At 61.8% G+C, this 23,430-nt stretch carries 24 protein-coding genes and 1 pseudogene; 16 read left to right on the forward strand and 9 right to left on the reverse strand.

Going from position 1 to position 23,430, the window contains the following annotated elements; translation table 11 throughout:
• The first annotated feature begins 68 nt into the window (after positions 1-68).
• Entirely contained in the window at positions 69-908 is an 840-nt protein-coding gene (locus ACKLNA_RS26200; protein WP_408987560.1) for a DUF692 domain-containing protein, read from the forward strand.
• Positions 901-1,650 (forward strand): DUF2063 domain-containing protein, encoded by a 750-nt coding sequence (locus ACKLNA_RS26205; RefSeq protein WP_408987561.1) that lies wholly within the window; start codon positions 901-903, stop codon positions 1,648-1,650. Before ACKLNA_RS26200 ends, ACKLNA_RS26205 begins: the two co-directional genes overlap by 8 nt.
• Before the next feature lie 57 nt (positions 1,651-1,707).
• On the opposite strand, the gene ACKLNA_RS26210 is transcribed toward ACKLNA_RS26205, so the two are convergent.
• On the reverse strand, positions 1,708-3,015 hold the full coding sequence (locus ACKLNA_RS26210; RefSeq protein WP_408987562.1) for an ATP-binding protein: 1,308 nt from the start codon (positions 3,013-3,015) through the stop codon (positions 1,708-1,710).
• A complete protein-coding gene (locus tag ACKLNA_RS26215) occupies positions 3,012-3,752 on the reverse strand; it encodes a response regulator (protein ID WP_085708690.1) in 741 nt (246 codons plus the stop codon). The genes ACKLNA_RS26210 and ACKLNA_RS26215 overlap by 4 nt, the downstream gene beginning before the upstream one ends.
• 308 nt (positions 3,753-4,060) lie before the next feature.
• Here ACKLNA_RS26215 and ACKLNA_RS26220 point away from each other — a divergent pair, with 308 nt between their 5' ends.
• The 5 genes from ACKLNA_RS26220 (at position 4,061) to ACKLNA_RS26240 (ending at position 7,279) form a co-directional block, all read left to right on the forward strand.
• Positions 4,061-4,321: a DUF2790 domain-containing protein gene (locus tag ACKLNA_RS26220; protein WP_085708689.1), complete on the forward strand. Its 261-nt coding sequence runs from the start codon at positions 4,061-4,063 to the stop codon at positions 4,319-4,321.
• A 32-nt stretch (positions 4,322-4,353) separates the two neighbouring features.
• Positions 4,354-4,650, forward strand: coding sequence for a hypothetical protein (locus ACKLNA_RS26225; protein WP_408987563.1), 297 nt, complete (start codon positions 4,354-4,356; stop codon positions 4,648-4,650).
• 78 nt (positions 4,651-4,728) lie between these two features.
• Positions 4,729-5,943 (forward strand): cytochrome c biogenesis protein DipZ, encoded by a 1,215-nt coding sequence (locus ACKLNA_RS26230; RefSeq protein WP_408987564.1) that lies wholly within the window; start codon positions 4,729-4,731, stop codon positions 5,941-5,943.
• 217 nt (positions 5,944-6,160) lie between these two features.
• Positions 6,161-6,433 carry a DUF4242 domain-containing protein gene (locus ACKLNA_RS26235; protein ID WP_085708685.1) on the forward strand — a complete coding sequence of 91 codons (273 nt, stop codon included), beginning with the start codon at positions 6,161-6,163 and terminating at the stop codon, positions 6,431-6,433.
• 33 nt (positions 6,434-6,466) lie between these two features.
• A complete protein-coding gene (locus ACKLNA_RS26240) occupies positions 6,467-7,279 on the forward strand; it encodes a class I SAM-dependent methyltransferase (RefSeq protein ID WP_408987565.1) in 813 nt (270 codons plus the stop codon).
• A gap of 107 nt (positions 7,280-7,386) precedes the next feature.
• On the opposite strand, the gene pcsA is transcribed toward ACKLNA_RS26240, so the two are convergent.
• The gene (gene pcsA, locus ACKLNA_RS26245) at positions 7,387-8,109 is read right to left on the reverse strand and encodes a phosphatidylcholine synthase (protein ID WP_085708683.1); all 723 of its coding nucleotides are present in this window, start codon (positions 8,107-8,109) and stop codon (positions 7,387-7,389) included.
• A 259-nt stretch (positions 8,110-8,368) separates the two neighbouring features.
• On the opposite strand from pcsA, the gene ACKLNA_RS26250 reads away from it, so the two are divergent.
• Together ACKLNA_RS26250 and ligD are read left to right on the forward strand one after the other, a co-directional pair.
• On the forward strand, positions 8,369-9,115 hold the full coding sequence (locus ACKLNA_RS26250; protein ID WP_408987566.1) for a tellurite resistance TerB family protein: 747 nt from the start codon (positions 8,369-8,371) through the stop codon (positions 9,113-9,115).
• A gap of 122 nt (positions 9,116-9,237) precedes the next feature.
• Positions 9,238-11,775, forward strand: a complete 2,538-nt coding sequence (gene ligD / locus ACKLNA_RS26255; RefSeq protein WP_408987567.1) for a DNA ligase D — start codon at positions 9,238-9,240, stop codon at positions 11,773-11,775.
• Here the strand turns inward: ligD and ACKLNA_RS26260 are convergent, their stop codons facing one another.
• Together ACKLNA_RS26260 and ACKLNA_RS26265 are read right to left on the reverse strand one after the other, a co-directional pair.
• Positions 11,776-12,177: a hypothetical protein gene (locus tag ACKLNA_RS26260; RefSeq protein ID WP_408987568.1), complete on the reverse strand. Its 402-nt coding sequence runs from the start codon at positions 12,175-12,177 to the stop codon at positions 11,776-11,778.
• Positions 12,178-12,291: 114 nt separating this feature from the next.
• On the reverse strand, positions 12,292-12,606 hold the full coding sequence (locus ACKLNA_RS26265; RefSeq protein ID WP_114882220.1) for a DUF2388 domain-containing protein: 315 nt from the start codon (positions 12,604-12,606) through the stop codon (positions 12,292-12,294).
• 247 nt (positions 12,607-12,853) lie between these two features.
• Here ACKLNA_RS26265 and ACKLNA_RS26270 point away from each other — a divergent pair.
• The 3 genes and pseudogenes from ACKLNA_RS26270 to mqo form a co-directional block, all read left to right on the forward strand.
• Positions 12,854-13,612: pseudogene (locus ACKLNA_RS26270) on the forward strand (MCP four helix bundle domain-containing protein); the annotation flags it as partial.
• Positions 13,613-13,741: 129 nt separating this feature from the next.
• Positions 13,742-14,467, forward strand: coding sequence for a methyl-accepting chemotaxis protein (locus ACKLNA_RS26275; RefSeq protein WP_371856525.1), 726 nt, complete (start codon positions 13,742-13,744; stop codon positions 14,465-14,467).
• Between the two features lie 470 nt (positions 14,468-14,937).
• Positions 14,938-16,587 (forward strand): malate dehydrogenase (quinone), encoded by a 1,650-nt coding sequence (gene mqo, locus ACKLNA_RS26280; RefSeq protein ID WP_085708677.1) that lies wholly within the window; start codon positions 14,938-14,940, stop codon positions 16,585-16,587.
• A 67-nt stretch (positions 16,588-16,654) separates the two neighbouring features.
• On the opposite strand, the gene ACKLNA_RS26285 is transcribed toward mqo, so the two are convergent.
• Together ACKLNA_RS26285 and ACKLNA_RS26290 are read right to left on the reverse strand one after the other, a co-directional pair.
• Positions 16,655-17,083 (reverse strand): nuclear transport factor 2 family protein, encoded by a 429-nt coding sequence (locus ACKLNA_RS26285; RefSeq protein WP_408987569.1) that lies wholly within the window; start codon positions 17,081-17,083, stop codon positions 16,655-16,657.
• 348 nt (positions 17,084-17,431) lie between these two features.
• Positions 17,432-17,908: a hypothetical protein gene (locus tag ACKLNA_RS26290; RefSeq protein WP_408987570.1), complete on the reverse strand. Its 477-nt coding sequence runs from the start codon at positions 17,906-17,908 to the stop codon at positions 17,432-17,434.
• A 251-nt stretch (positions 17,909-18,159) separates the two neighbouring features.
• Between ACKLNA_RS26290 and ACKLNA_RS26295 the strand changes: the two genes are divergently transcribed.
• The 3 genes from ACKLNA_RS26295 to ACKLNA_RS26305 all read left to right on the forward strand — a co-directional run bounded on the left by ACKLNA_RS26295 (position 18,160) and on the right by ACKLNA_RS26305 (position 20,576).
• The gene (locus ACKLNA_RS26295) at positions 18,160-18,606 is read left to right on the forward strand and encodes an NUDIX hydrolase (RefSeq protein WP_408987571.1); all 447 of its coding nucleotides are present in this window, start codon (positions 18,160-18,162) and stop codon (positions 18,604-18,606) included.
• A gap of 94 nt (positions 18,607-18,700) precedes the next feature.
• Positions 18,701-19,912: a helix-turn-helix domain-containing protein gene (locus tag ACKLNA_RS26300; RefSeq protein ID WP_408987572.1), complete on the forward strand. Its 1,212-nt coding sequence runs from the start codon at positions 18,701-18,703 to the stop codon at positions 19,910-19,912.
• Between the two features lie 31 nt (positions 19,913-19,943).
• Entirely contained in the window at positions 19,944-20,576 is a 633-nt protein-coding gene (locus ACKLNA_RS26305; protein ID WP_408987573.1) for a glutamine cyclotransferase, read from the forward strand.
• A 4-nt stretch (positions 20,577-20,580) separates the two neighbouring features.
• On the opposite strand, the gene ACKLNA_RS26310 is transcribed toward ACKLNA_RS26305, so the two are convergent.
• Both ACKLNA_RS26310 and ACKLNA_RS26315 read right to left on the reverse strand, forming a co-directional pair.
• Complete coding sequence (locus ACKLNA_RS26310; protein WP_408987574.1) at positions 20,581-21,447, reverse strand: CAP domain-containing protein; 867 nt, start codon at positions 21,445-21,447, stop codon at positions 20,581-20,583.
• Positions 21,448-21,587: 140 nt separating this feature from the next.
• Entirely contained in the window at positions 21,588-22,358 is a 771-nt protein-coding gene (locus ACKLNA_RS26315) for an alpha/beta hydrolase (protein WP_408987575.1), read from the reverse strand.
• Positions 22,359-22,470: 112 nt separating this feature from the next.
• On the opposite strand from ACKLNA_RS26315, the gene ACKLNA_RS26320 reads away from it, so the two are divergent.
• The gene (locus ACKLNA_RS26320; RefSeq protein WP_408987576.1) at positions 22,471-23,415 is read left to right on the forward strand and encodes an aldo/keto reductase; all 945 of its coding nucleotides are present in this window, start codon (positions 22,471-22,473) and stop codon (positions 23,413-23,415) included.
• Positions 23,416-23,430: the final 15 nt, after the last annotated feature.

Here is a 23,430-nt window from a genome sequence, read left to right on the forward strand (position 1 = left end):
TACAGCGTACGCATTCACTGAGCCTCTCGGCCGCCACTGTCGGCGGCTCTTTTGCAGAGGTCTTGCCCATGCAGATTCCCCACCCCACCTTGCAGGCCAGCGTCGGGCTCGGCCTGCGTCGCGGATTGATGAAAGATCTTCAAGCCGCCCGCACCGGCGATTTCGACTTTCTTGAAGTCGCCCCGGAAAACTGGATCGGCGTCGGCGGCGCTCACGGTGCCGCGTTGCGCGAACTGGCCGAGCGCTATCCGTTGTCCTGCCACGGTTTGTCGCTGTCGCTCGGCGGGTCGGCGCCGCTGGACGTCGATTTCCTTCGGGAAGTCCGGGTGTTTCTCGATCATTACAACGTGCCGCTGTACAGCGAGCACCTGAGTTATTGCAGCGACGACGGTCACCTCTATGACCTGCTGCCGCTGCCATTCACCGAGGAGGCGGTGCACCACGTTGCCGCGCGGATCCGTCAGGCCCAGGACATTCTCGGGCGACGCCTGGCAGTGGAAAACGTTTCCTATTACGCCGCCCCCCGACAGGACATGGACGAGGTGACCTTCACCAATGCCGTACTGCACGAGGCCGAATGCGACCTGCTGCTGGACGTGAATAACGTCTACGTCAACTCGATCAACCACGGCTTCGACCCGCAGACGTTTCTGGCCGGGATCGAGCCGGGCCGGGTGGTCGGGATGCACGTGGCGGGGCACTTCGATGAGTCCGACACGCTGAAAATCGACACCCACGGCGCTTCGGTGAAACCGGTGGTCTGGTCGCTGCTGGCTGATGCCTACGCTCGCTTTGGCGCACAGCCGACCTTGCTCGAACGCGATTTCAACTTCCCGGCCTTCGCCGAACTGGTGGCCGAATTGCAGACCATTCGCCGCTTGCAGAATCAGGGAGGCCAGCGTGGATAACCTTGAGCAGCAACAACAGGCCCTGACGCGCTACCTGCGCGACCCCGAGAACCAGACGCCCCCGGTCGACATGAACGCGGCGCGGGTCAATGTCTATCGCGATCTGGTGTTCAACAATGTCTCGCAACTGTTGGGCGGGACCTTTCCGGTGCTGATCCGGATCATCGGCCAGGAGCGCTGGCGCACATTGATTCGCGGCTTCCTGCGGGACTACCGGGCACAGACGCCGAAATTCGGTGAGATCGCCGAGGAGTTCGTCGGTTACCTCGCCTCGGAACCCGCCGTGTTGAGCACGGGAGAGTGGCCGGCGTTTCTGGTGGAGCTGGCGCATTACGAGTGGGTGGAGATGGTGTTGCAGCAGTCCGATGCCGAACCGCTGCCGGCCAGTAATCCCGCATTGCTGCTGGAGCGGCCATTGCAGGTTTCGGCACTGGCCTGGCCATTGGCGTATGCGTGGCCGGTGCAGATCCTCAGCCCTGAATATCAGCCATCCACGCCACCGGCCCAGCCAACGTTGTTGCTGGTGCGGCGTGCGGTGGATTTCAGTGTGAAGTTTTCCGAGCTGAGTCCGTTGGCGTGGCGGTTGTTGCAGCGCATTGGCGAGTTCCCGTTGCTGAGCGGTCGTGAGCAACTGGAGGGGCTGGCGATGGAGGCGGGTTTGCCGGGAACTGCGTCCTTCATGGACAGCGGACTGGCGTTGTTGCAGCAGATGCATGAGGACGGTGTGATCGGAGTCAACTGATCCCAGCAACAAAAAGACCCGGGGAGCACGATGGTTCCCCGGGTCTTTTTGTTTGTCTCAGGCCTGCAGCGGCAGCTTCAGTTCAGCGCACAACCCGCCACCTTCACGGTTGCTCAGATTCAGCGAACCACCCAGCGCCATCGCCAATTGTTGTGCGATGGCCAGACCCAGGCCTGTGCCGCCGGTGCTTCGGTTGCGCGAGTTTTCCACGCGATAGAACGGCTCCATCACCTGAGCCAGTTCCTCTTCGGCGATGCCCGGTCCGCGATCCATGACCTTGATCGACAGGCCGGTCTTGTCCCGTTGAATCAACAGCTCGGCAGCGCCGGCAAACTTCAGCGCGTTGTCGGTCAGGTTGACCAGCACCCGGCGCAGAGCGTGGGGGCGGGTGTCGATGACCGCTTCACTCTTGCCGCTCAATTGCACCTCTTTGCCCATGTCCTGGTAGTCGAAGACCAGGCTGTCGAGAAACGAGTCGAGGTTGGTGCGGCGGCTTTCTTCGGTCGAGCCGTGGATGCTGCGAGCATAGGCCACGCCTTCACGCACCAGATGCTCCATCTCGCCGAGGTCGTTCCACAGTTTGTCCTTTTCCGCCGAATCGTCCATGAACTCCGCGCGCAGTTTCATCCGGGTGATCGGGGTCTGCAGGTCGTGGGAAATCGCTGCCAGCAACTGCATGCGTTCCTTGAGGTACGCGGCGATCCGCGCCTGCATGGTGTTGAACGCACGGGCGGCGTAGGCCACTTCGTTCGGGCCCTGTTCATCCAGATTGATCGGATGGGCGTTGGGATCAAGGGTTTCCACCGCATTGGCCAGACGGGTGAGCGGACGGATGGCGATGCGTACCGCCAGCCAGGTGCAGGCAATCATCAGCGCCAGTTGCCCGAGAAGCACCACCGGCAGCCATGGCGACAGCGGCACCATTGAAGGTCGCACGTCGATGGTGACCGGGCTGCCGTCGCTCAGGCGCAAGTGGCCCTGAAAGTGCTTTTTCGGCCCCGGAATGTCGGTGAAGGTCAGCGGGTAGGCTTCGCCGATGGCGTCGGTGATCGAGGTGACCGCGATCGGCACTTCGCCGGCACCGATCGGTGTACCCGGTTCGCCCTCGCTGAGCAGGTAGCCGTAGTTGGGCCGGGCCAGACGTTCGAGCCACATCGGACGCTCTTCGGCGGGCAGGCGGTCGAGGATCGCGATCGAGGTCGAAACGTCGGTTTCCAGGTTGCCGAGCATGGTGTTCTTCGCGCTTTCGTAGCGCTCGTAATACTGCGCGCCGAACGACAGGGCTTGAGCGAGGATCAGGCCGATCAGAAAAATCAGCGACAACCGCGAGGCGAGGGTGCGCGGCCAGTGCAGCGCAATCTTCATGCCGGGGCTCCGAGGATTTCCACCGGCAGTGAGAACACGTAACCCTCGCTGCGCACGGTCTTGATGTAGGCCGGCTCGCGGGCGTCGTCGAGCAGACGCTGGCGCAGACGACTGACCAGCAGGTCGATGGAGCGGTCGAACAGATCGGCATCGCGGCCTTGGGTCAGGTTGAGCAGTTGATCGCGGCTCAGCACCCGCTGCGGATGATCGAGGAACACGCGCAGCAAACGGTACTCCGCGCCGCTCAAGGCGACCATGGTGCCGTCGGTGTCCAGCAGATGCCGGGCCGAGGTATCGAGCTGCCAGCGACCGAAGGCCAGCAAGCGACCGCTTTCAGTCACCACCAGATTCGGCGGCAGCATGCGCGTGCGGCGCAGCACGGCATTGATTCGCGCCAGCAGTTCACGGGCGGCAAAGGGTTTGGTCAGGTAGTCGTCGGCGCCCATTTCCAGGCCGATGATGCGGTCGGTCTCATCGTTGCGCGCGGTCAGCATCAAGACCGGCGTGGCCTTGTGTTTGCCGGCGCGCAATTCGCGGCACAGCAGCAGGCCGTCATCGCCGGGCATCATGATGTCGAGCACGATCAGGTCGACGGTGTTGGCTTCCAGAAAACTGCGCATCTGCCGGCCATCGGCGACCACCGTGGTGCGCAGGCCGTTCTTTTTCAGGTAATTGCCAACCAGTTCGCGAATCTCGCGGTCGTCATCGACGATGAGAATGTGATCGACATGATCCATGGAGCCAAACCTCTATCAAGTGGGGGAATGTCTCGCAGTCTATAGAGCCCGCGCGGGCTCGCCTGCCTGCCTTTGTATTGCAGTGTATCTGCCGCAACGACGGATACATGTGGACGCAAAATCAGGATTTTTTCAGGGTTTTGTATCGCTGTGTATCCCCCGGCGGGCGAGATACGCAGCGATTTATACCGGCCGTTTTCCGACACAGACGGGATACCTCGCGAGCTTTAAATGAGCTCCATCGAGGCACACCACAGCGCCTCGGCTCAATCAACCGATCGACCCATTGAAGCCCTGAGGAAAACGCCATGACCAACAAATCCGTGATCGCCGCTTGCCTGTTCGCTGCCCTGAACATCTGCACCCTGTCGGCCCGCGCCGAAGCCGTTGCCCCGCAAACCTACACCTACGGCACACATCTGGATATCCAGAAAGTGATCTCGATGAAAGAAGACAAATCGATGACCTGCGGCATCGTCGACGCCCGCATGACCTACCTCGATTCGGCCGGTCAGACCCGCGTGCTCGACTACAGCAAATTCGCCGACGGCTGCGACAACCAGAACTGATCCGCCACCCACTGACTTAAAGGAAGATTGCCATGAACAACGTATCGCGTTTCTTGACCGCCATTGCCTTCTCTTTTGCCGGTGTCGCGGCTCACGCCAACAGCGCCGTCGAGCAGAGCAGCTGCGCCGGCAGCACCTGCTTCCAGCTGAGCCCGGTAGCCAAGCAGGGCAGCGATGCCTTGATCGCCGCCGACGGCTCCAGCCACACGCCGCAAGGGCAGATGGTCGCGGCAGACGGCTCCAGCCATACGCCGCAGGGGCAGATGGTTGCCGAAAACGGCGCCAGCCGCACACCGCAAAGCCAATGGCTGGACAGCCAGAACGCCTGAGTTCCCGTGCGTGTCTGCCGGTGAACGGCAGACACCTCTTTTATCGGCAGACCGCCCATCCTTCAAGAGGTGAACCTCATGTTCCTTATCGCTTTCCTGGGCGGTCTGTTGACTGTCCTCAGCCCCTGCATCCTGCCGGTGGTGCCGTTTCTGTTTGCCGGCGCCGACCGCACGCGCTCTTCGATCCTGCTGACCCTCGGCGGCATGGCCCTGACCTTCGCCCTGATCTCCAGCCTCGCGGTGGTCAGCAGCGAGTGGGTGATCCAGGCCAACAACACCGGCCGGCACATCGCGCTGATCGTGATGGTGCTGTTTGCGCTGTCGCTGATTTCCGCACGCATCGGGGACTGGCTGGCGCGGCCGTTCGTGCTGTTGGGTAATCGACTCGATCCGGACACTCGCAAGAAGGCTGGCCCCATGGGGTCGGTGATGATCGGCGTGGCCACCGGTCTGTTGTGGGCGCCGTGCGCCGGTCCGATCCTCGGTGTGATCCTCACCGGCGCCATGCTGCAAGGCGCCAGTGCCCAGACCAGCCTGTTGCTGCTGGCCTACGGCGCGGGCAGTGCGCTGTCGCTGGGGACGCTGATTTTCGCCGGTCGCGGCCTGGTCAACCGGCTGAAACCGTCGATCCCGTTCACAGGCTGGTTCCGTCGTGGCGCGGGTGTCGCCGTGCTGGCGGCGGCGGTGGTGATTTCCACCGGTGCCGATCGAACCCTGCTGGCCGGCACATCGTCCGAGGGCGTCGCCAGTGTCGAGAAAAACGTGTTGGAAAACGCGCCGAAAGTGATCGATTACTTCATCAGCAAAGTGCGGGCGGATTCGACTTCGGACGAGCAGGGCAAAGGTGCGATGCCGTCGCTGGCCGGTGCGGTGCAATGGCTGAACTCACCGGAACTGAACGCCGAATCCCTGCGTGGCAAAGTGGTGCTGGTGGACTTCTGGACCTACGACTGCATCAACTGCCAGCACACACTGCCGTATGTGAAGGATTGGGAGAAAAAGTACGGCAAGGACGGCCTGGTGGTGATCGGCGTGCACACCCCGGAATACGGTTATGAGCGGATCATCGACAACGTCAAGGATCAGGTGAAGAAACTCGGCATCACCTACCCGGTGGCCATCGACAACAACTACGCGATCTGGCGCAACTTCGACAACCAGTACTGGCCGGCGCACTACCTGATCGATGCCAAGGGGCAGGTGCGTTATACCCACTTTGGCGAGGGACGCTACGAAGCTCAGGAGCAGATGATTCAGCAGTTGCTCAAGGAGGCGAAAGCGCCTTCCGAATGAGCCTGATCGACGACGGCCCGGAGGTGAATGCCCCGGGCCGTTTTCGTTTGCACGCAATCTGTTTCGAGCGCTTTACAAAATCCCGCCACTCATCGGCGAAGTCCCGGTTTACGGGGCTCTCCAGACGATTGGCAAGGACGCCGCACAGTCTCGGGACGATAGTGAAAGAGCAGGGCTGTATCCGCCCTGTCACTGATAAAAAGAAAGCGAGGTTGCCATGCCGAAATTCGTGATTGAACGCGAGATTCCAGGGGCCGGAAACCTGTCGGAGCAAGAACTCAAGGCGGTATCGCAAACGTCCTGTCAGGTGCTGCGTGAACTCGGGCCGCAGGTGCAGTGGCTGCAGAGTTACGTCACTGCCGACAAGATCTACTGCGTGTACATCGCCCCTGATGAAGAACTGGTGCGCGAGCATGCGCGGCTGGGTGGATTCCCGGCCAACAGCGTGTCTCGGGTGATGAGTGTCATCGACCCGACCACCGCCGAGTGACGCCCGATCCAGCCTGTCTTGGAGCACCTGTTGATGAGCACCCCCATCGATCTCAATGCCCTCAAGGAACGCCAGAAAGTCGCGTGGGCCAGCGGCGACTATGCCGTGATCGGCACCACTTTGCAGATTGTCGGTGAGAACCTCGCCGAAGCCTGTGATCTACGCTGCGATGAAGATGTGCTGGACGTCGCCGCCGGCAATGGCAATGCCACGCTGGCGGCGGCGCGCCGGGGTTGTCGGGTGCTGTCCACCGATTATGTCGCGGCGCTGCTGGAACGCGGCCAGGACAGGGCGCGGGCCGAACATCTGGACGTGACATTCCAGGTGGCCGATGCCGAAGCGCTGCCGTTTGCCGACGCCAGCTTTGATGCCGTGCTGTCGACCTTCGGGGTGATGTTCGCCCCGGATCAGGCCAAGGCTGCGCAGGAGCTGGCCCGGGTCTGTCGTCGTGGCGGGCGGATCGGTCTGGCCAACTGGACGCCCGAAGGCTTCGTCGGCCAGATGTTCAAGACCCTCGGTCGCCATCTGCCACCGCCGGCCGGCGCACAGCCGCCATCGAACTGGGGCGCGGAAGCCTGGCTGCATTCGCAGTTCGATGAGCGTCGGTTCCTGATGCAGGTGACTCGCCGCCACTTCAATTTCCGTTATCGCTCGGCGGCACACTTCATCGACATGTTCCGCCACTGGTACGGGCCGGTGCACAAGGCATTCGCGGCGCTGCCGCCGGAGAGCGGGCAGGCGCTGGAGGGGGATCTGACGCAGCTGATCGACGGGCTGAACCGGGCAGGACCGGAATCGATGGTGGTGCCGAGCGAGTATCTGGAGGTGGTCATAACCAAGCGTTGAGCGCAAACCCATGTGGGGGGAGCTTGCTCGCGAATGCAGACTGACATTCAACATGTTTGTTGACTGACATACAGCATTCGCGAGCAAGCTCGCTCCCACAGGTTCTTCTACTTCAGATGGGCACTGTCAAACCACTCCAGCGCCGTACGCCAGATGCAGATGCCGAGGAAGTACGCCGACGCCAGCAACCACAAACCCATCACCAGCGGGTTGATGACCGGGTGGTTGAGTACCAGCGACAGGCTGCACAACAGCCAGATCGCCGTCACCGCGATGTTGATCGGCATGAAGCGGCGCACGCGGAACGGGTGCAGGAATTTCATCCGGGTGATGGTCAGCAGCGCCAGACCGATCACGGTCAGGAAGGTGATCCACGGCCCCGGGGCGATGATGTACAGGCACAGCGCGACCACGTTCCACGCGGCAGGGAAACCGACGAAGTAGTTGTCCTTGCTCTTCATGTTGACGTTGCAGAAGCAGAACAGCGACGACACCAGAATCAGCGACACCGTCAACAACAGGGTGTAGTCGGGCAGGGGAATATAGCGATAGATGAACAGCGCCGGAATGAACACGTAGGTCAGGTAATCGATCACCAGATCGAGGATCGAGCCGTCGAAACTCGGCAGCACCGACTGCACGTTGACCTTGCGCGCCAGCGCTCCGTCGAGGCCGTCGACGATCAGCGCGACACCCAGCCACATCAGGCAGTGGGTCGGCTGGTTTTCCAGCAGGGCGAGGGTGGCGAGGAAGGCAGTGACCACGCCGGTCGCGGTGAAACCATGGGCGCCCCAGGCCTTGAGCCTGGCAATGTGGACGGTCGATATCACAGGGGCGTTCTCCAGAAAGTGAAGCAAGCCGGGAATCACACTTGAGCAACAAGGGTGGCGGCCAACCGGGTCGGGTTTGCAGCTATCGACCGGTCGGGCCGGGATAAGGTTCATCCTTCATGAATCTTAGCTGGCCGGGAAAATTTTTCGACGCCGAAATCGCTTCCCCGCAACAGCGTCAGCCAAACGGTGCTGGCGCAACGCGTGCGCAGGTCTATCGTTGCCTGACGCAGTTACGCCTTTGCCTGAGGATGACGTCATGAACACCAGTGATCTGCTCGAACAACTGCTGCGAGGCCAGGCCTCGGCGGGACAACAACAAAGCGGCGCTTCGTCCGGTGATGGCCTTGGCGGGCTCGGCGGTTTGCTGGGCGGCCTGCTCGGTGGCGGTGGCACCAGCGGCGGCGGTGCGCCTGCCGGCGGACTCGGTGGTCTGGGCGGGCTGCTCGGCGGATTGCTCGGTGGCGGCGGTTTGGGGGGCGGGGCGCTTGGCGGTGGAACGCAAAGTCGCTCCGGCGGCACCAACTACGCAGCCCTGGCTTCGCTGGGCATGATGGCGTTCCAGGCCTATCAAGCCTGGCAACGCAGTCAGGCGTCGGCGGCGCCGCAGCAGACACCGCAGACCGCGGACCTGCTGGCCGGCCCGCAGGTCGAGGAACACAGCCACGCGGTATTGCGCGCACTGATCGCGGCGGCCAAGGCCGACGGGCGGATCGACGAGTCAGAGAAAAAGCTGATCGGCAGCGAAATCGGTCGCCACACCGACGACCCGGACCTGCAGCAATGGCTGGACGCTGAAGTTGCCAAACCTCTCGATGCCCGGGAAGTTGCGCAAGCCGCGAACAACGATCCGGCGGTGGCCGCCGAAATGTATATCGCCAGTGTGATGCTGGTGGACGACCAGCAGGACGCCGAGCGCAATTACCTGGATGAACTGGCGGCGGCCTTGCAGATCAATCCCGAGTTGCAGGTGCATCTGGAACAACAGGCCAAAGGCACCGCCTGAAACACCTCAACACCCGGGCCCCGGACGTTTCCATCCGTCCGGGGCTTTTTTACGTCGATTGAATTTTTCCGGGCAGGCGTCGCTCTTCTGCATAACAGCACCAGACTGCAGCCGGAGCCGCCATGAACAGGAACCTCGACGACTACAACCGCATGCGCGACTTCTCGGCGACCTCGGAACCGGCAGCGGTCAAGCGCCGGGGCAAAAAGACTGGCGCCGATCACGCGTTGCAGTTCTGCATCCAGAAGCATGACGCCTCGCACCTGCATTACGACTTTCGCCTGGAACTGGACGGTGCACTCAAGAGCTGGGCGGTGCCCAAGGGCCCTTCGCTGGATCCCAAGGTCAAGCGCCTGGCGGTGCATGTCGAAGACCACCCGCTGGATTACGCCACCTTCGAAGGCCACATCCCCGAGGGGCATTACGGCGCAGGAGATGTCATCGTCTGGGATCGCGGCGTGTGGATTCCGCTGGAGGACCCGCAGAAGGCCTACGCCAAGGGCAAGCTCAAGTTCGAGCTGCAGGGCGAGAAGCTTGGCGGGGTGTGGAATCTGGTGCGCACCCACATGCCGGGTAAGCAGGAACAGTGGTTTCTGATCAAGCACCAGGACAGCGCCGCCCGGCCGCAAAGCGATTACGACGTGCTGGTCGCCGAGCCGGACAGCGTGCTCAGCGAACGCACCCTCGTCGACAAACCGAAGCTCGACGCCAGACAGGTCAAACCACTGAAGCAGCCAGCGCGCAAACCTGCCTCGGGCAAGCTGGTCGGGGCGCACAAGGCGCGAATCCCCGCACAGTTGAAACCGCAATTGGCGACGTTGGTAGACAGTGCTCCGGCAGGGGACTGGAGCTACGAAATCAAATTCGATGGCTACCGGATCATGGCGCGCATCGATCATGAAACGGTGCAACTGTTCACCCGTAACGGCCATGACTGGACGCACAAACTGCCGGAGCAGGCCCAGGCACTCGCGGCGCTGGGGCTTGAGTCGGCGTGGCTTGACGGTGAAGTGGTGGTTGCCGACGAAAACGGCATTCCGGATTTTCAGGCATTGCAGAACGCCTTCGACGACAGCCGCAACAGCGACATCCTTTATTACCTGTTCGACCTGCCTTACCTCAACGGTGTCGACCTGCGCGAAGTCCCGGTGGAAGAGCGGCGCGCGGCGCTGGCCACGATATTGAAGGCGCACAAGAGTCCGATGCTGCGCTTCTCCGAAGCCTTCGACGAAACCCCGGAGGCCTTGCTCAACAGCGCCTGCCAGATGCAGATGGAGGGCTTGATCGGCAAACGTCTTGGCTCGCCCTATGTGTCACGGCGCAGCAGCGACTGGATCAAGCTCAAGTGCAAGCATCGCCAGGAATTCGTGATCGTCGGTTACACCGATCCGAAAGGTTCGCGGAGCGCCTTTGGTGCTTTGTTGCTGGGTCTGCACGATCGCGACAGCGGAGAGTTGCGTTATGCCGGGAAGGTTGGCACCGGCTTCAACGAGGCCACCCTGAAAACAGTGCTTGCCCGGCTCAAACCGTTGCGGGCGAAAAAGACTGCGCTGGTCAACCCGCCCAGTAGTTTCGAGGCCAAGGGTGTGCACTGGCTTAAACCGAGTTTGCTGGCCGAGGTGGCGTTTGCCGAAATGACTCGCGAGGGTTCGGTGCGCCATGCCGTGTTCCATGGTCTGCGCGATGACAAACCGGCCAAGGACATCACCGAGGAGCGCGCCAAACCCATGAAAACCTCAAAGGCTCAAGCTAACGCGCCGTCTCAATCCGGCCTGGCCGACGGCAAGGTGCGGATCACCCACCCCGACCGGGTGATCGACGCCAGCAACGGCACTACCAAGATGCAACTGGCCGAGTATTACGCCAGCGTCGCCGAGTGGATCCTGCCGCAGCTCAAGGATCGGCCCGTGGCGCTGGTGCGGGCGCCGGACGGTATCGCTGGCGAATTGTTCTTCCAGAAGAACGCCGAACACCTGGCGATCCCCGACATTCGTACGCTGGACAAGCAGGTCACCGGCCAGCCGGTGATGCTGATTAACAACGCCGAGTCGCTGATTGGTGCGGTGCAGATGAGCACCGTCGAACTGCACACCTGGAACGCCACCACGGTGGATCTGGAAAAACCCGACCGCTTCGTTCTCGACCTTGACCCCGATCCGGCGCTGCCCTGGAAAAGCATGGTCGAAGCCACCGCCCTGACCCTGACCGTGCTGGATGAACTGGGTTTGCGGGCATTCCTCAAGACCAGCGGCGGCAAGGGCATCCATCTGGTGGTGCCGCTGATTCGCAAGCACGGTTGGGACGAGGTCAAGGATTTCAGCCATGCGATCGTCAGTCACATGGCCAAACAGTTGCCGGAGCGATTTTCGGCGGTGTCCGGACCGAAGAACCGTGTGGGGCGGATCTTCATTGATTACCTGCGCAACGGGCTCGGCGCCACCACGATTTGTGCTTACGCCGCGCGGACCCGCGAAGGGCTGCCGGTGTCGGTGCCGCTGTTTGTCGATGAAGTGAAGGCGATCAAGGGTGGCAATCAGTGGAATATTCATAACGTCCACGAACGGCTGGCGGACGTCGGCGATGAGCCTTGGGCGGACATGAAGAAAACCCGCCAGAGCATTACCGCCGAAATGCGCAAGCGGGTCGGCCTGAAAACGTGATCAGGCGTCGCGCAGCAAGTCGTGGGCGTTGAGCAGTTCGAAGGCGATTTCCGGGTGTTTTTCCAGCCCGCGGCGAATGGCAGCCGGGATCGCCTGCCGAGTCTTGCGACACATCCCCGGCAGTTCGTCGATTTCGATGGCGATGCCACGCATGGTCCGCACTTCGTTGAAGCCCGGGGCGATGGCCATGCGAATCCCCAACTGTTCGAACATCCGCTGTTGCAGGCGTTCGAGGTCAGCCAGGCTTTGCAGGTTTTCCAGGCGTTCGAGCAGGCGCTTTTCCTCCTGCCGCGTGAGCAAGAGTATGCGCAGATCCGCGCCGGGCATTTCCAGCAACGGATCGCGCCCGCAGATGCAGGCGCCGGGCGGGCAGGGGGAGCGAATCGGGGCGGCAATCGTCATGGCCTCCATCATAGAGGCCGTTCGACGGTTTTGCCCATGGTCGCCCGGCTGCCGTCCATCGGCAGAACGCAGAGGTGGCAAATCCGTCAGCCACCGTCGTCGAGCGTGCGGCTGTTACTGCGACAGGCCTTCGTAGTGGACCAGGATCGCATTGGCCAGTTCTTCATCGCTGGCGTTCAAGCCCGGGTTTTCCTGACGAACCTGTTGCAGCGCCGATTCCAGATACGCGCCACGGATGGCTCCGCCGCTGGCGACGAATGCGGACAGGTCGTCACGGGCCGGAATCACCATTTTGTGATCCTTGAAGGTGGAATACAGCGACGCGGAAACACCGGCCGAAGTGGCGACATCCCCCGCATCCACGCGGGCGAAGGCCGAGCCAAAAGGCAGGCAGAGCACAAGAGACGAAACGAGTAATAAACGACGCATGACGGTGTTCCTCCAGCAGCGTAAAGCGAAAAGGAAGTACCACATAATGTGAGAGGTGCGGCGTGGCTCGGGAGTTCCATGCGCCGGAACAAGTTCTCGGGGCTGCAAACCGATAACTGCCGCACAGAATTCTTTTTTACCGGATGTGACGACATACCTTGAGACGCTCTAACCCGGCGGGTTCGCGGAAATAGGCTTAACTGAAGCTTTGAAAGCGCTGTGCGGCGCGACCAGGGAGGAAATCAACGTGTCGATCAAACTGCGTTTGGTATTGCTGATCGCGACCAGCCTGCTGACGGCGTTGATCGTGAGCCTGGTCAGTTACGTCGGCAACCAGCGGATGGCGTCGGCAGTCAGTGCCAACGCGGTGAGCATGAGCGCACTGCGTAATCACATGGAAGCCGACATGATGCACGACGCCCTGCGCGCCGATGTCTACTCGGCCATGCTGGTAGGGCTGGGCAAAAGCACCGGCACGGCGGACGAAGTGCGCAGTTCTGTCGAAGAACACGCCGGGCATTTTCGCGAGGTGCTAGGCGAAAACCTGAAACTGCCGCTCGACGCCACGATCCGGGCCGCGCTGGAGCAGATCAAGCCAAGCCTCGACACTTACATCAACGCGGGCGAGCGGATTGTCGGGCTGGCGCTGGACAACCCCGACACGGCACAACAGGAACTCGGCACCTTCAACGCTGCGTTCAGCCAGCTCGAAGAACAGATGGCGTCTCTGAGCGAATTGATCGAAACCAACACCCGGCAAACCAGCCAGGGCACCGAAGCGGCGATCCGCAACGCCAACATCGCCCTGGGCATCGTGCTGATCGCCAGCCTTTTAATGCTGTTGGTGCAGGGACGCTGGGTGATTCTGAGCATCACCGGCCCGCTGAAAACCGCCAGCCGCATTGCTGAAAGCATTGCTCATGGCAACCTCAGCGAGCCGATCGCCGAGCCTACCGGCAAGGATGAGGCCAGCACGCTGATCCGCACGCTGGCGACCATGCAGCGCGACCTGCGGGACATGATCGACGTGGTGCGACGCAATGCCCATGGTGTCAGCGGCATGAGCGAACAACTGAGCCACGGCTGCCATCGGGTGGCCGATAGCAGCCAGCAACAAAGCACCGCTGCCGGCACCATGGCCGCGGCCGCGAGCCAGATGACCGCCAGCATCGAGGAAATCACCCGCCACGCCGAGCGGGCCCTGAGCATGGCGAATCAGGCCGAGTCACTGGCCAAGAATGGCGGGCAGGTGATCCATCAGGTGGTCAGCGACATGGACGACATCGCCCGGTCTGCCCAGCAGTCGGCACAGGTGATCCGCACCCTGGACCATGAGTCCGAAGGCATTTTCAACATCATTCAGGTGATCAAGAGCATCGCCGACCAGACAAATCTTCTGGCGCTCAATGCGGCTATCGAGGCGGCGCGGGCCGGTGAGCAGGGCAGGGGTTTTGCCGTGGTTGCCGATGAAGTGCGCAGTCTTGCCGCCCGCACCAGTGCCTCGACCCAGGAAATCGCCGCGATGGTCGCGCGCATCCAGAACAGCACCCGCGAGGCGGTCAGCAGCATGGAGGCGGGCGTGGCCCAGGTCGACAAGGGCATGGCGGTCACCGCCGATGTCGAACGGGCCATTCGCGAAATCCTCGACGCCACCCTGAACACCACGCAACTGGTCAACGACATTACCCGCACCATCGGCGAACAGAGCCAGGCCAGCAACGAAATCGCCCATCAGGTGGAAATGATCGCCGGCATGTCGGAAGGCAACAGTAAGGTGATCGGCGAGACGGCGAATACGACGGACGAGTTGTCGAATCTGGCGGGGCGGCTGGCGCAGTCGGTGGATCGATTCAGGCTGTGAGCCGGGTGCCGTCAACCTCATTTGTAACAACTGCAAGGCCGCAGGCGAGCGGGGAAAGGGCAGTCAAATCGCTGAAAGGCTTCAGCCAGAGGCATTGCCGGCGTCATGTTCGGCGATTGGCCGCCGATAAGTCTCTGGGCGGATAAAGACCATCAAGTCGGGAACAGACGCGCGGGTTTGCCCTGACGTGATATTCTTCGCGCCACTTGGTTTGACCTAATTCAGTCTGGCGCGCTTTTTGGCGAGCCGACCGAACCCCTGTCGCTCAAGTAGCTGAAGCCAATAATGATAAAAAGTCAGTTCAGAAGGGACATATAACTGAGGTCGACGCAGCCTGTCGGCCTTGTGTGCCCACCCGTCAAAATTGAAGTGTGCCGGAACCCGCGACGCTGGCCTGAGTGTCGCGAAAAAAGGGGAACGCATACGCACAACAGCGGCGGGCGGAAGGCGTTTTATCATAGGTGCAACAGATGTTTAAAAAAGTGAACACAGCCTTGCTGGGGCTGGCTTTGGCGATGGGGATGTCTTCCGCCAATGCCGCAGAAGCAAAGAAAGTCGACGTCCTGCTGATCGGCGGCGGCATCATGAGCACCACTCTGGGTGTGTGGATCAATGAGCTGGAACCGAGCTGGTCGATGGAAATGGTCGAGCGCCTCGACGGCGTCGCCCTGGAAAGCTCCAACGGCTGGAACAACGCCGGTACCGGTCACTCCGCCCTGGCCGAGCTGAACTACACCCCGGAAGACGACAAAGGCAACGTAACGATCCCGAAAGCCGTCGAGATCAACGAAGCGTTCCAGGTTTCCCGTCAGTTCTGGGCCTGGCAGGTTCAGCAAGGCGTTCTGAAGAACCCTCGCTCGTTCATCAACACCACTCCGCACATGAGCTTCGTGTGGGGCGATGACAACATCAAGTTCCTGAAAAAACGCTACGAAGCCCTGCAGGCGAGCCCGCTGTTCGCCGGCATGCAGTACTCCGAAGACCCGGCCGTGATCAAGAAGTGGGTCCCGCTGATGATGGAAGGGCGTGACCCGAACCAGAAAATCGCGGCCACCTGGAGCCCGCTGGGTACCGACATGAACTTCGGCGAAATCACCCGCCAGTTTGCCGGTTACCTGCAGACCAAACCTAACTTCGATCTGAAACTGTCGAGCGAAGTACAGGACATCACCAAGAACGCCGATGGCACCTGGCGCGTCAGCTACAAGAACCTGAAAGACGGCACCAAGACTGAAACCGACGCCAAGTTCGTGTTCATCGGCGCCGGCGGCGGTGCCCTGCACCTGCTGCAGAAGTCCGGTATCGAAGAAGCCAAGGAATACGCTGGCTTCCCGGTAGGCGGCTCGTTCCTGGTGACCGATAACCCGGCCATCGCCGAGCAGCACCTGGCGAAGGCCTACGGTAAAGCATCCGTTGGCGCGCCTCCGATGTCCGTTCCGCACCTGGACACCCGTGTCCTGGACGGCAAGCGCGTCATCCTGTTTGGCCCGTTCGCGACTTTCAGCACCAAGTTCCTGAAAGAAGGTTCGTACCTGGACCTGCTGACCAGCACCACCACCCACAACATCTGGCCTATGACCAAGGTGGGCATCAAGGAATACCCGCTGGTCGAGTACCTGGCCGGTCAACTGATGCTGTCGGATGAAGACCGCATGAACGCGCTGAAGGAATACTTCCCGAACGCGAAAGCCGAAGACTGGCGCCTGTGGCAAGCCGGCCAGCGCGTGCAGATCATCAAGCGTGATGAAGCCGCTGGCGGCGTGCTGAAACTGGGCACCGAAATTGTGGCTTCGAAAGACGGCTCCATCGCCGGTCTGCTGGGCGCATCCCCAGGCGCATCGACCGCTGCACCGATCATGCTGAGCGTGCTGCAGAAAGTCTTCAAGGACAAGGTCGCTACCCCTGAGTGGCAAGCCAAGCTGCACCAGATCGTTCCAAGCTACGGCACCCAGCTGAACAACGATCCGGCCAAAGTGGCCGAAGAGTGGGCCTACACCGCCAAGATCCTGCAACTGCCTACGCCTCCGGCGATTGGCCAGGCTGCACCTGCGGCGGCACCTGCTTCGGCTGAAAAGCCACAGGCTCCGAAGGAAAGCGCTGCACGTGACATGGCTCTCTAATTTAGAAGCCTGACACACAAAGCCCACTGAACCGGTGACGGTCAGTGGGCTTTTTTGTGTCCGGATTTCAGGCTTTGGCGTTGGCCAGATAAGCCCCAAGCCGCCGTCCCATCTCTTCCCCCAACGCCTGCAACCCGCTCAACGGCCGCACCATCACCTCGAATTCAACAATCTTCCCCTGTTCATCGAAGCGGATCATGTCGATGCCTTTCAGCTCTTTCGCCCCGACCTTCGCGCTGAATTCCAGCACCACGTTCAAGCCATCCGCTGTCGCCAGCTCTCGGTGGTATTTGAAGTCTTCGAATACGTTGAACACGGTGTTGAGGATCATCGAGACCACCGGTGCGCCGGGGTAAGGCGTGTGGGCCATCGGCGAGCGGAACACGGCTTGCGGATCGAGCAGCTCGGGCAGGGCCTTCAGATCGCCGGTACGGATCATGTCGTGCCAGCGGTTCAGGGACTCGGCGGCGTTGGGGTGCAGGTTCAGTTCGGACATGGTTTCACTCCTGTATTTTTTGTTGTTCTTGGCGCGGCGCCCATGACTCTAGATCAAAGCGGCGCAATGGAAACCCTCTGTACCGGTCTGAATATCGACACATGCACGTGCCGAATCCATCTGATCCGCTTTTTCCTGTTGGATCTGCATCTGTAACCGTCTCAGTCAAGCGACCAAAATAGCCCTGCGGTTCGGCCATACGCGACGCGCTTCATTCCGAAGCGCCCGGTGCGCCGGACATTCAGTATTCAGGAGGCCTTCATGGCTAAGATGGCGTTTTTCCTCGGCGGCTTTCTCGTGTTGACCATCATGATCGGCGTTCTGGCGACGATTTCTCCGGTCTGACGATCAGCAGTTGAGTACCGGCATGTAACGCTCTTCATGCTTTTTGAAATGGATCGGCGCTGTCGGGATTTTCTCGCCGTTCAGGAAGAGCTCCGGCAGCGTCAGGATGAAATCGTCCATTTCGCCGCTGCCCAGGGGTGTTCCGGGGGAATATAGATCCAGCCCTTTTTCACGCGGGTCGAAACCGGTTTTCAAGCGTTCGATGGTGACCTGGTAGGACTTGCCATTGGCCAGTTGCACGGTGGCCATTGGCGAAGCCGCGCTGATCCACAGGGCCGGTTCGGGCGTGCTGTAGGCGGTTTTCCACTGTTCCGGTGTATTCAGGTTACGCATGTACGGGGGCGTATAAAGATACGCGTACATGCGCACTTCGGTATCGGTGCTGTGATGATAATCAGGCCTGGTCGGCGTCCCCGGCAGCGCTGCATAGACCAACAGATGCACCCAATCGAGCTCTTCTGACTTGGTCGTGTAGCTCATTGCCTGGTGAGGGCCGGGGCACGTTCTGATCAGCAACGCGTTCTGACCGACAGTCGATTGCGGATTCAGGTAAGGGCCCGTGCTACAGGCCGAGAGCAGGGGCAGAAGCAGATAGCAGGCTAGACGTTTCAAATAATCGACTCCGTGATTGGCTGTATTCCCTTTCAAACCACCGCAGATTACCTGAAGCAGCGCCTCTGGGGCGTGTGATCTAATGCCGGGCCTTTCACCTTGCAAACGGATTTCCCCCCATGGCTGAGCAGCGTATTCGCGCACTTGCACTGTGTGTCTTTCAGCACAACGGCAAGATTCTGGTTAACCGGTTTCACGACCCGGTCGCAGACCAAACCTTCTACCGTCCCATCGGCGGTGGCATCGAATTTGGTGAAACCAGTCGCGAGGCCATCGTGCGCGAGGTGCAGGAAGAGTTGGGCCTTTCAATGAAGGACCTGCGGCTGCTCGGGACGCTTGAAAGCCTCTTCGTCTACAACGGCAAACCGGGGCATGAAATGGTTCAGGTGTATGACGCCCGCTTTGACGACGCGCAGGTCTACGAGCAATCGCAGATCGTCGGTCACGAAAGCGACGGCGCCCCGTTCACCGCAAGTTGGCAGGACAACTCAAGTTACACTGAGCAATCACCGCTGGTGCCTGTCGGTTTGCAGGCGTTGCTCAAAAACGCCGCCATCCTCGACTGAGCACGCAGTCACACGAGCATCCCGACAAAACCGCATTCGGTATTAGACTCCACCCACGATCTGATACCGGAAGCCTTGCCATGTCGAACCCTCCATGGACTCGCTGATCAACGCCGCCGGCCGCGCCCTGGCGGCGGGTGACCCGTTGGCGGCGCTGAATTTCGTGGCTCTGCGCGAAGACCCTCCCGCCCTGGCCTTACGCGGAATCGCCATGGCCCAGCTCGGTGACATGGTGCGGGCAAAGGCATTGCTGCAACGCGCGGTAAAAGCGTTCGGCGCCAATGAGCCGTTGTCCCGGGCGCGTTGCGTGGTGGCCGAGGCGGAAGTGGCGCTGGCGGCGCGGGATCTGGGCTGGCCGGTGAAGGCGCTGGAGGCGGCGCGGCAGGTCTTGCAGGATCACGGTGACCGGCTCAATGCAGCGCACGCACGCTATCTGCAGATTCGTCGGTTGTTGTTGATCGGGCAGTTGAATGAGGCTGACGCGCTGCTCGATGAACAGGAACCTGCAGCGTTGCCCCCGGCCTTGCGCGCCGCCCATGAACTGATGTCAGCCGGGATCGCGCTGCGGCGTGTGCAGGCGCACAGGGCGCAATCGGCGCTGGAGCGTGCGCAACGGGCGGCGCAGCTGGCCGATATTCCGGCGCTGCAGGCGGAGATCGAACACGCCCGGCAAACCCTCGACGCTTCCGCCGCCCGATTGCGCATTGCGGGTGACGTGAAAACGGTGACACTTGCACAGGTCGAAGCCTTGTTTGCGTCTGCGACGCTGGTGGTGGATGCCTGTCGCTACAGCGTGCGCGGTGCCGGCATGACGGTGGCGCTGGCAACCCGACCGGTGTTGTTCAATCTGCTGCAACTGCTCGCCGAAGCCTGGCCCGGGGATGTTCCCCGAGAGATGCTGATCGCCAGGGCCTTTCGTTTGAAACTCGATGATGAATCTCACCGAGTCCGTTTGCGGGTCGAGATCGGCCGGCTGCGCGCCGCACTGAAACCGTTGGCCGGAATCACCGCGACTTCCCGTGGCTATGCGCTGGTTGCGCAAGACGTGGCGCTGCTGACGTTACCCCTCGAAGACAAGCACGCGGCACTGCTGGCCCTGCTTGCGGACGGCGAGGCGTGGTCGAGTTCGGCACTGGCGCTTGCGTTGGGCAGCAGTCAGCGCCAGATACAACGGGCCCTGGAAACCCTGGCCGCGCAAGGCAAGGTTCAGGCATTCGGTGTCGGCCGTGCGCGACGCTGGCTGACTCCGCCGGTGCCGGGTTTCGCGACGATCTTGTTACTCCCGGTGTCGTTGGGCAATGGCTAGGCTGGACTCACCACTCAACGAGGCAACCGGCATGAAACAGGCAAACGCAGAAATTCTTCGTGAATACGGCCCGTTCGAAGGCATCCACGGCGTCCATGGTGTGACCTTCGACGGCCAGCAGGTCTGGTTCGCCAGCGACGGCCAGCTCAATGCGCTGGACCCGGCCAGCGGCGAAACCGTGCGCACGATCAAGATCGGGGCCGATGGCGGCACCGCGTTCGACGGCAAGCATCTGTATCAGATTGCCGACCGGCGTATCCACAAGATCGATCCGGCAACCGGCAAGGTGCTCCATACCATCGCAGCTCCCGGCGGCGGTGGCGACTCGGGGATGGCCTGGGCCGAGGGCACGCTTTGGGTCGGGCAGTATCGCGAGCGCAAGATCCATCAGATCGACCCGCAGACCGGCAAGATCCTCCGCACGCTGGAGTCCAACCGTTTTGTCACCGGCGTGACCTGGGTTGACGGTGCGCTGTGGCATGGGACGTGGGAGGGCAATGAAAGCGAGATCCGGCGTGTCGATCCGGGCAACGGCGAGGTGCTGGAAAGCCTCGCGTTGCCCAGCGGCATCGGCGTCTCGGGACTGGAGGCCGATGGCGGTGAACGCTTCTACTGTGGCGGTGGGGACTCCAGCAGCGTACGGGCGGTGCGCCGGCCGAAGTGAATGCTCAAGGCGCGCCGAACAGCATCGTCCAGTACACACCGTTGTCACTGCGGGCATCACTTGCAAAACCGGCGCCGACCTGGGTGAACATCGGGTTCATCAGGTTGGCGCAGTGCCCGGGGCTGGCGAGCCAGCCGGCCATCGCGCTGCCAGGAGAGCTTTGCCCGGCAGCGATGTTCTCGCCGATCTGCCGCCCACGGTAGCCGGCGGATCGGGCACGGTCTGCAGGCATGTCGCCGTCCGGGTCCTGGTGAGCGAAGTAGTTGCCGTAGGCCATGGCCTTGCTGTGGCCCTGGGCAGCGGCGCCGAGGGACGGGTTCCAGCTCAAGGGGCGGGCAGCGGCGAAACGCTGGCGTCCGCACATCCGGGGCCGGGCGCGGGCGGCGTTGACTTGCGCCAGCAGGGCCTTGCCGACGCTGCGGTTGTCGCCCATGCGACTGTCGATCACCGGCCGCGCCAGCACCACTTGCCATTCACTGCGGGCGCGGCTGATGCCGATGTCGGCGTACTGCGCATCGATCAGTGCGTTGCAATGTTCGTCCTGCAATTGATCGAACGCCTCTTCGGCATCTTCGGCCCCGACAATGCGGATGCTGCGCACGGCCACCGCCGCATAGCCGGAAGACTTCAACTGCTCGCGCAACCCGCCGCCGTAGCCATAGCCGATGGGCAACGCAATATTCTGCTTGAGCGCCAGCGGTGCCAGGCGTTGTGCCGCGCGTCGGTCACAGCGTTGCGGATGGGCGCGCAGGTCATTGATGGCGGCCGCCAGTTGTCGTTCCGCGCCGGCATGGGCGGAGGGGGCAAGCAGTGGGGAGAGGATCAACAGGCACAGCGATACGAAGCGAGACGAACGAACGGCGTGGCGCATGGGACGCAGGACTCTGAAAAAAGACAGCGCTGACAGGGAGTTAACCGCGAATGCGGCGCGAGTAGGACTGGCCTTTCTGCACTTGGTTCACGGGGCGCCCATGGCTTTGTCCGGACGCCGACGAACTGCGCAGTGGCCGCTCACCGGTTCAACACTTCCTTCATCCATTGCAGGTATTGCGGGCGTTCGGAAATCGAATTGTGCGTCGCCTCCGGCACCTCTTTCAGAGTCGCTACGCCATCCGGGAAATTGCGCAGCAGGCGTTCGCTGCTGCCCCGTGGCACCACCTCGTCATCGCTCGCCGCCAGCAGCAGGGTCGGCGCACGGATATGCTCGGCGTATTTGCCCGATTCGTAACGCTCCTTGAGCAGCCATTTCACCGGCACCCACGGGTAATGCCGGACGGCGAGTTCCTGGAGGCTGTTGTAGGGTGTGACCAGAATCAGCCGGGTCACCGGCCGCTGACTGGCCAGCCGCACCGCGACGCCGGAACCGAGGCTGCGTCCGATCAGGGCGATCTGCGGATGCCTGGAAAACACCTGATCGAACAACCCCAGGGCGTCCCGGGCAATCGCCTCTTCGGACGGCGAACCGCCGCTGCCGCCAAAACCGCGATAGTGCAGCAGGTAGATCGCGTAGTCGGGAAATGCCTCGGCAAAGGCCGGCAGATTGCGCGAGACGTCCTCGGCATTGCCACCGAAATAGATCAACGCCCGCGCCCCGGAATGTTCGCGGGCACTGACGCGGATGTCCGCATCGGGCATGGTCAGGGTCATCCGCGATTCCGCCGAATCCATTGAGCCCGACCGCGGAAAATAGATCAGCGAGCGCTGGAACACGAACAGCGCTGCACACAGGATCAGGTACAGGGCCAGCAGCAAAGCGACGAGTGACATCAGGATTCTGGACATTCGACTAACTTTAACGGGGCGTGAGGGTTCGCCCATGCAGTGTAGTTGAGCCTTCCCCGGTGACCGCCGCCGCACACAAGGTGCAACAGATCCACCCGACAGAGAAGCCAGCATGAGCCACACTGAGGGCTATTCCCGCCGCCGTCTGCTCGAGCTGGCGGCGGGGGTAGCGACCGTTTTCACGTTTGACCGGGCGTTGGCTGCCGCCACGTCGTCGAGTGCCCCAGGAGGCCAGACCATGCAGACCCGCGCCATCCCTTCCAGCTCCGAGCTGCTGCCGTTGGTAGGGCTGGGCACCTATCGCGGCTTCGACGTCGCGCCCGGCGAACCGGCCTATAAGCAATTGCCGGCGGTGCTCGACGAGCTGTTCAGAAAGGGCGGCACGCTGATCGACAGTTCCCCCATGTATGGCCGCGCCGAAGAAACCACCGGCGAACTGCTGTCGATCCACGAACCCCGTTCACCGGCGTTTCTGGCGACCAAGGTGTGGACTCGCGGGCGCGAGGAGGGCATCGCGCAGATGGAAAACTCCTTTCGCCTGCTGCGCACCGATCGCATCGACCTGATGCAGATCCATAACCTGCTGGACTGGCAAACTCATCTGCCGACCCTGCGCGAATGGAAGGAACAGGGCCGCATCCGCTACATCGGCATCACCCATTACACGCCTTCGGCCTACGAGGAAGTGGAAGCCGTGTTGAAGGCCGAACCGCTCGACTTCCTGCAAATCAATTACGCCCTCGATGACCGTGGCGTGGAAAAACGCATCCTGCCGTTGTGTCGTGAACGGGGTGTGGCGGTGATCTGCAATCGACCGTTTGGCGGCGGCGGTTTGCTGGCCCGGCTCAAGGGCAAACCCCTGCCGGGCTGGGTGTCGGACGTGCAGGTCAACAGCTGGCCGCAACTGGCGCTGAAGTTTTTGCTCTCGAACACGGCAGTGACCTGCGTAATCCCCGGCACCGGCAATCCGCGTTATATGGCCGACAACGCCGGCGCCGGATTCGGGCCGATGCTGACGGATGCGCAGCGGCAGCAGTTGATTGCGTTGGTCGGGTAATTTCTCTCGGAGGAG

It is taken from the genome of Pseudomonas sp. UV AK001, assembly GCF_046097675.1.
GTDB lineage: Bacteria > Pseudomonadota > Gammaproteobacteria > Pseudomonadales > Pseudomonadaceae > Aquipseudomonas > Aquipseudomonas kribbensis.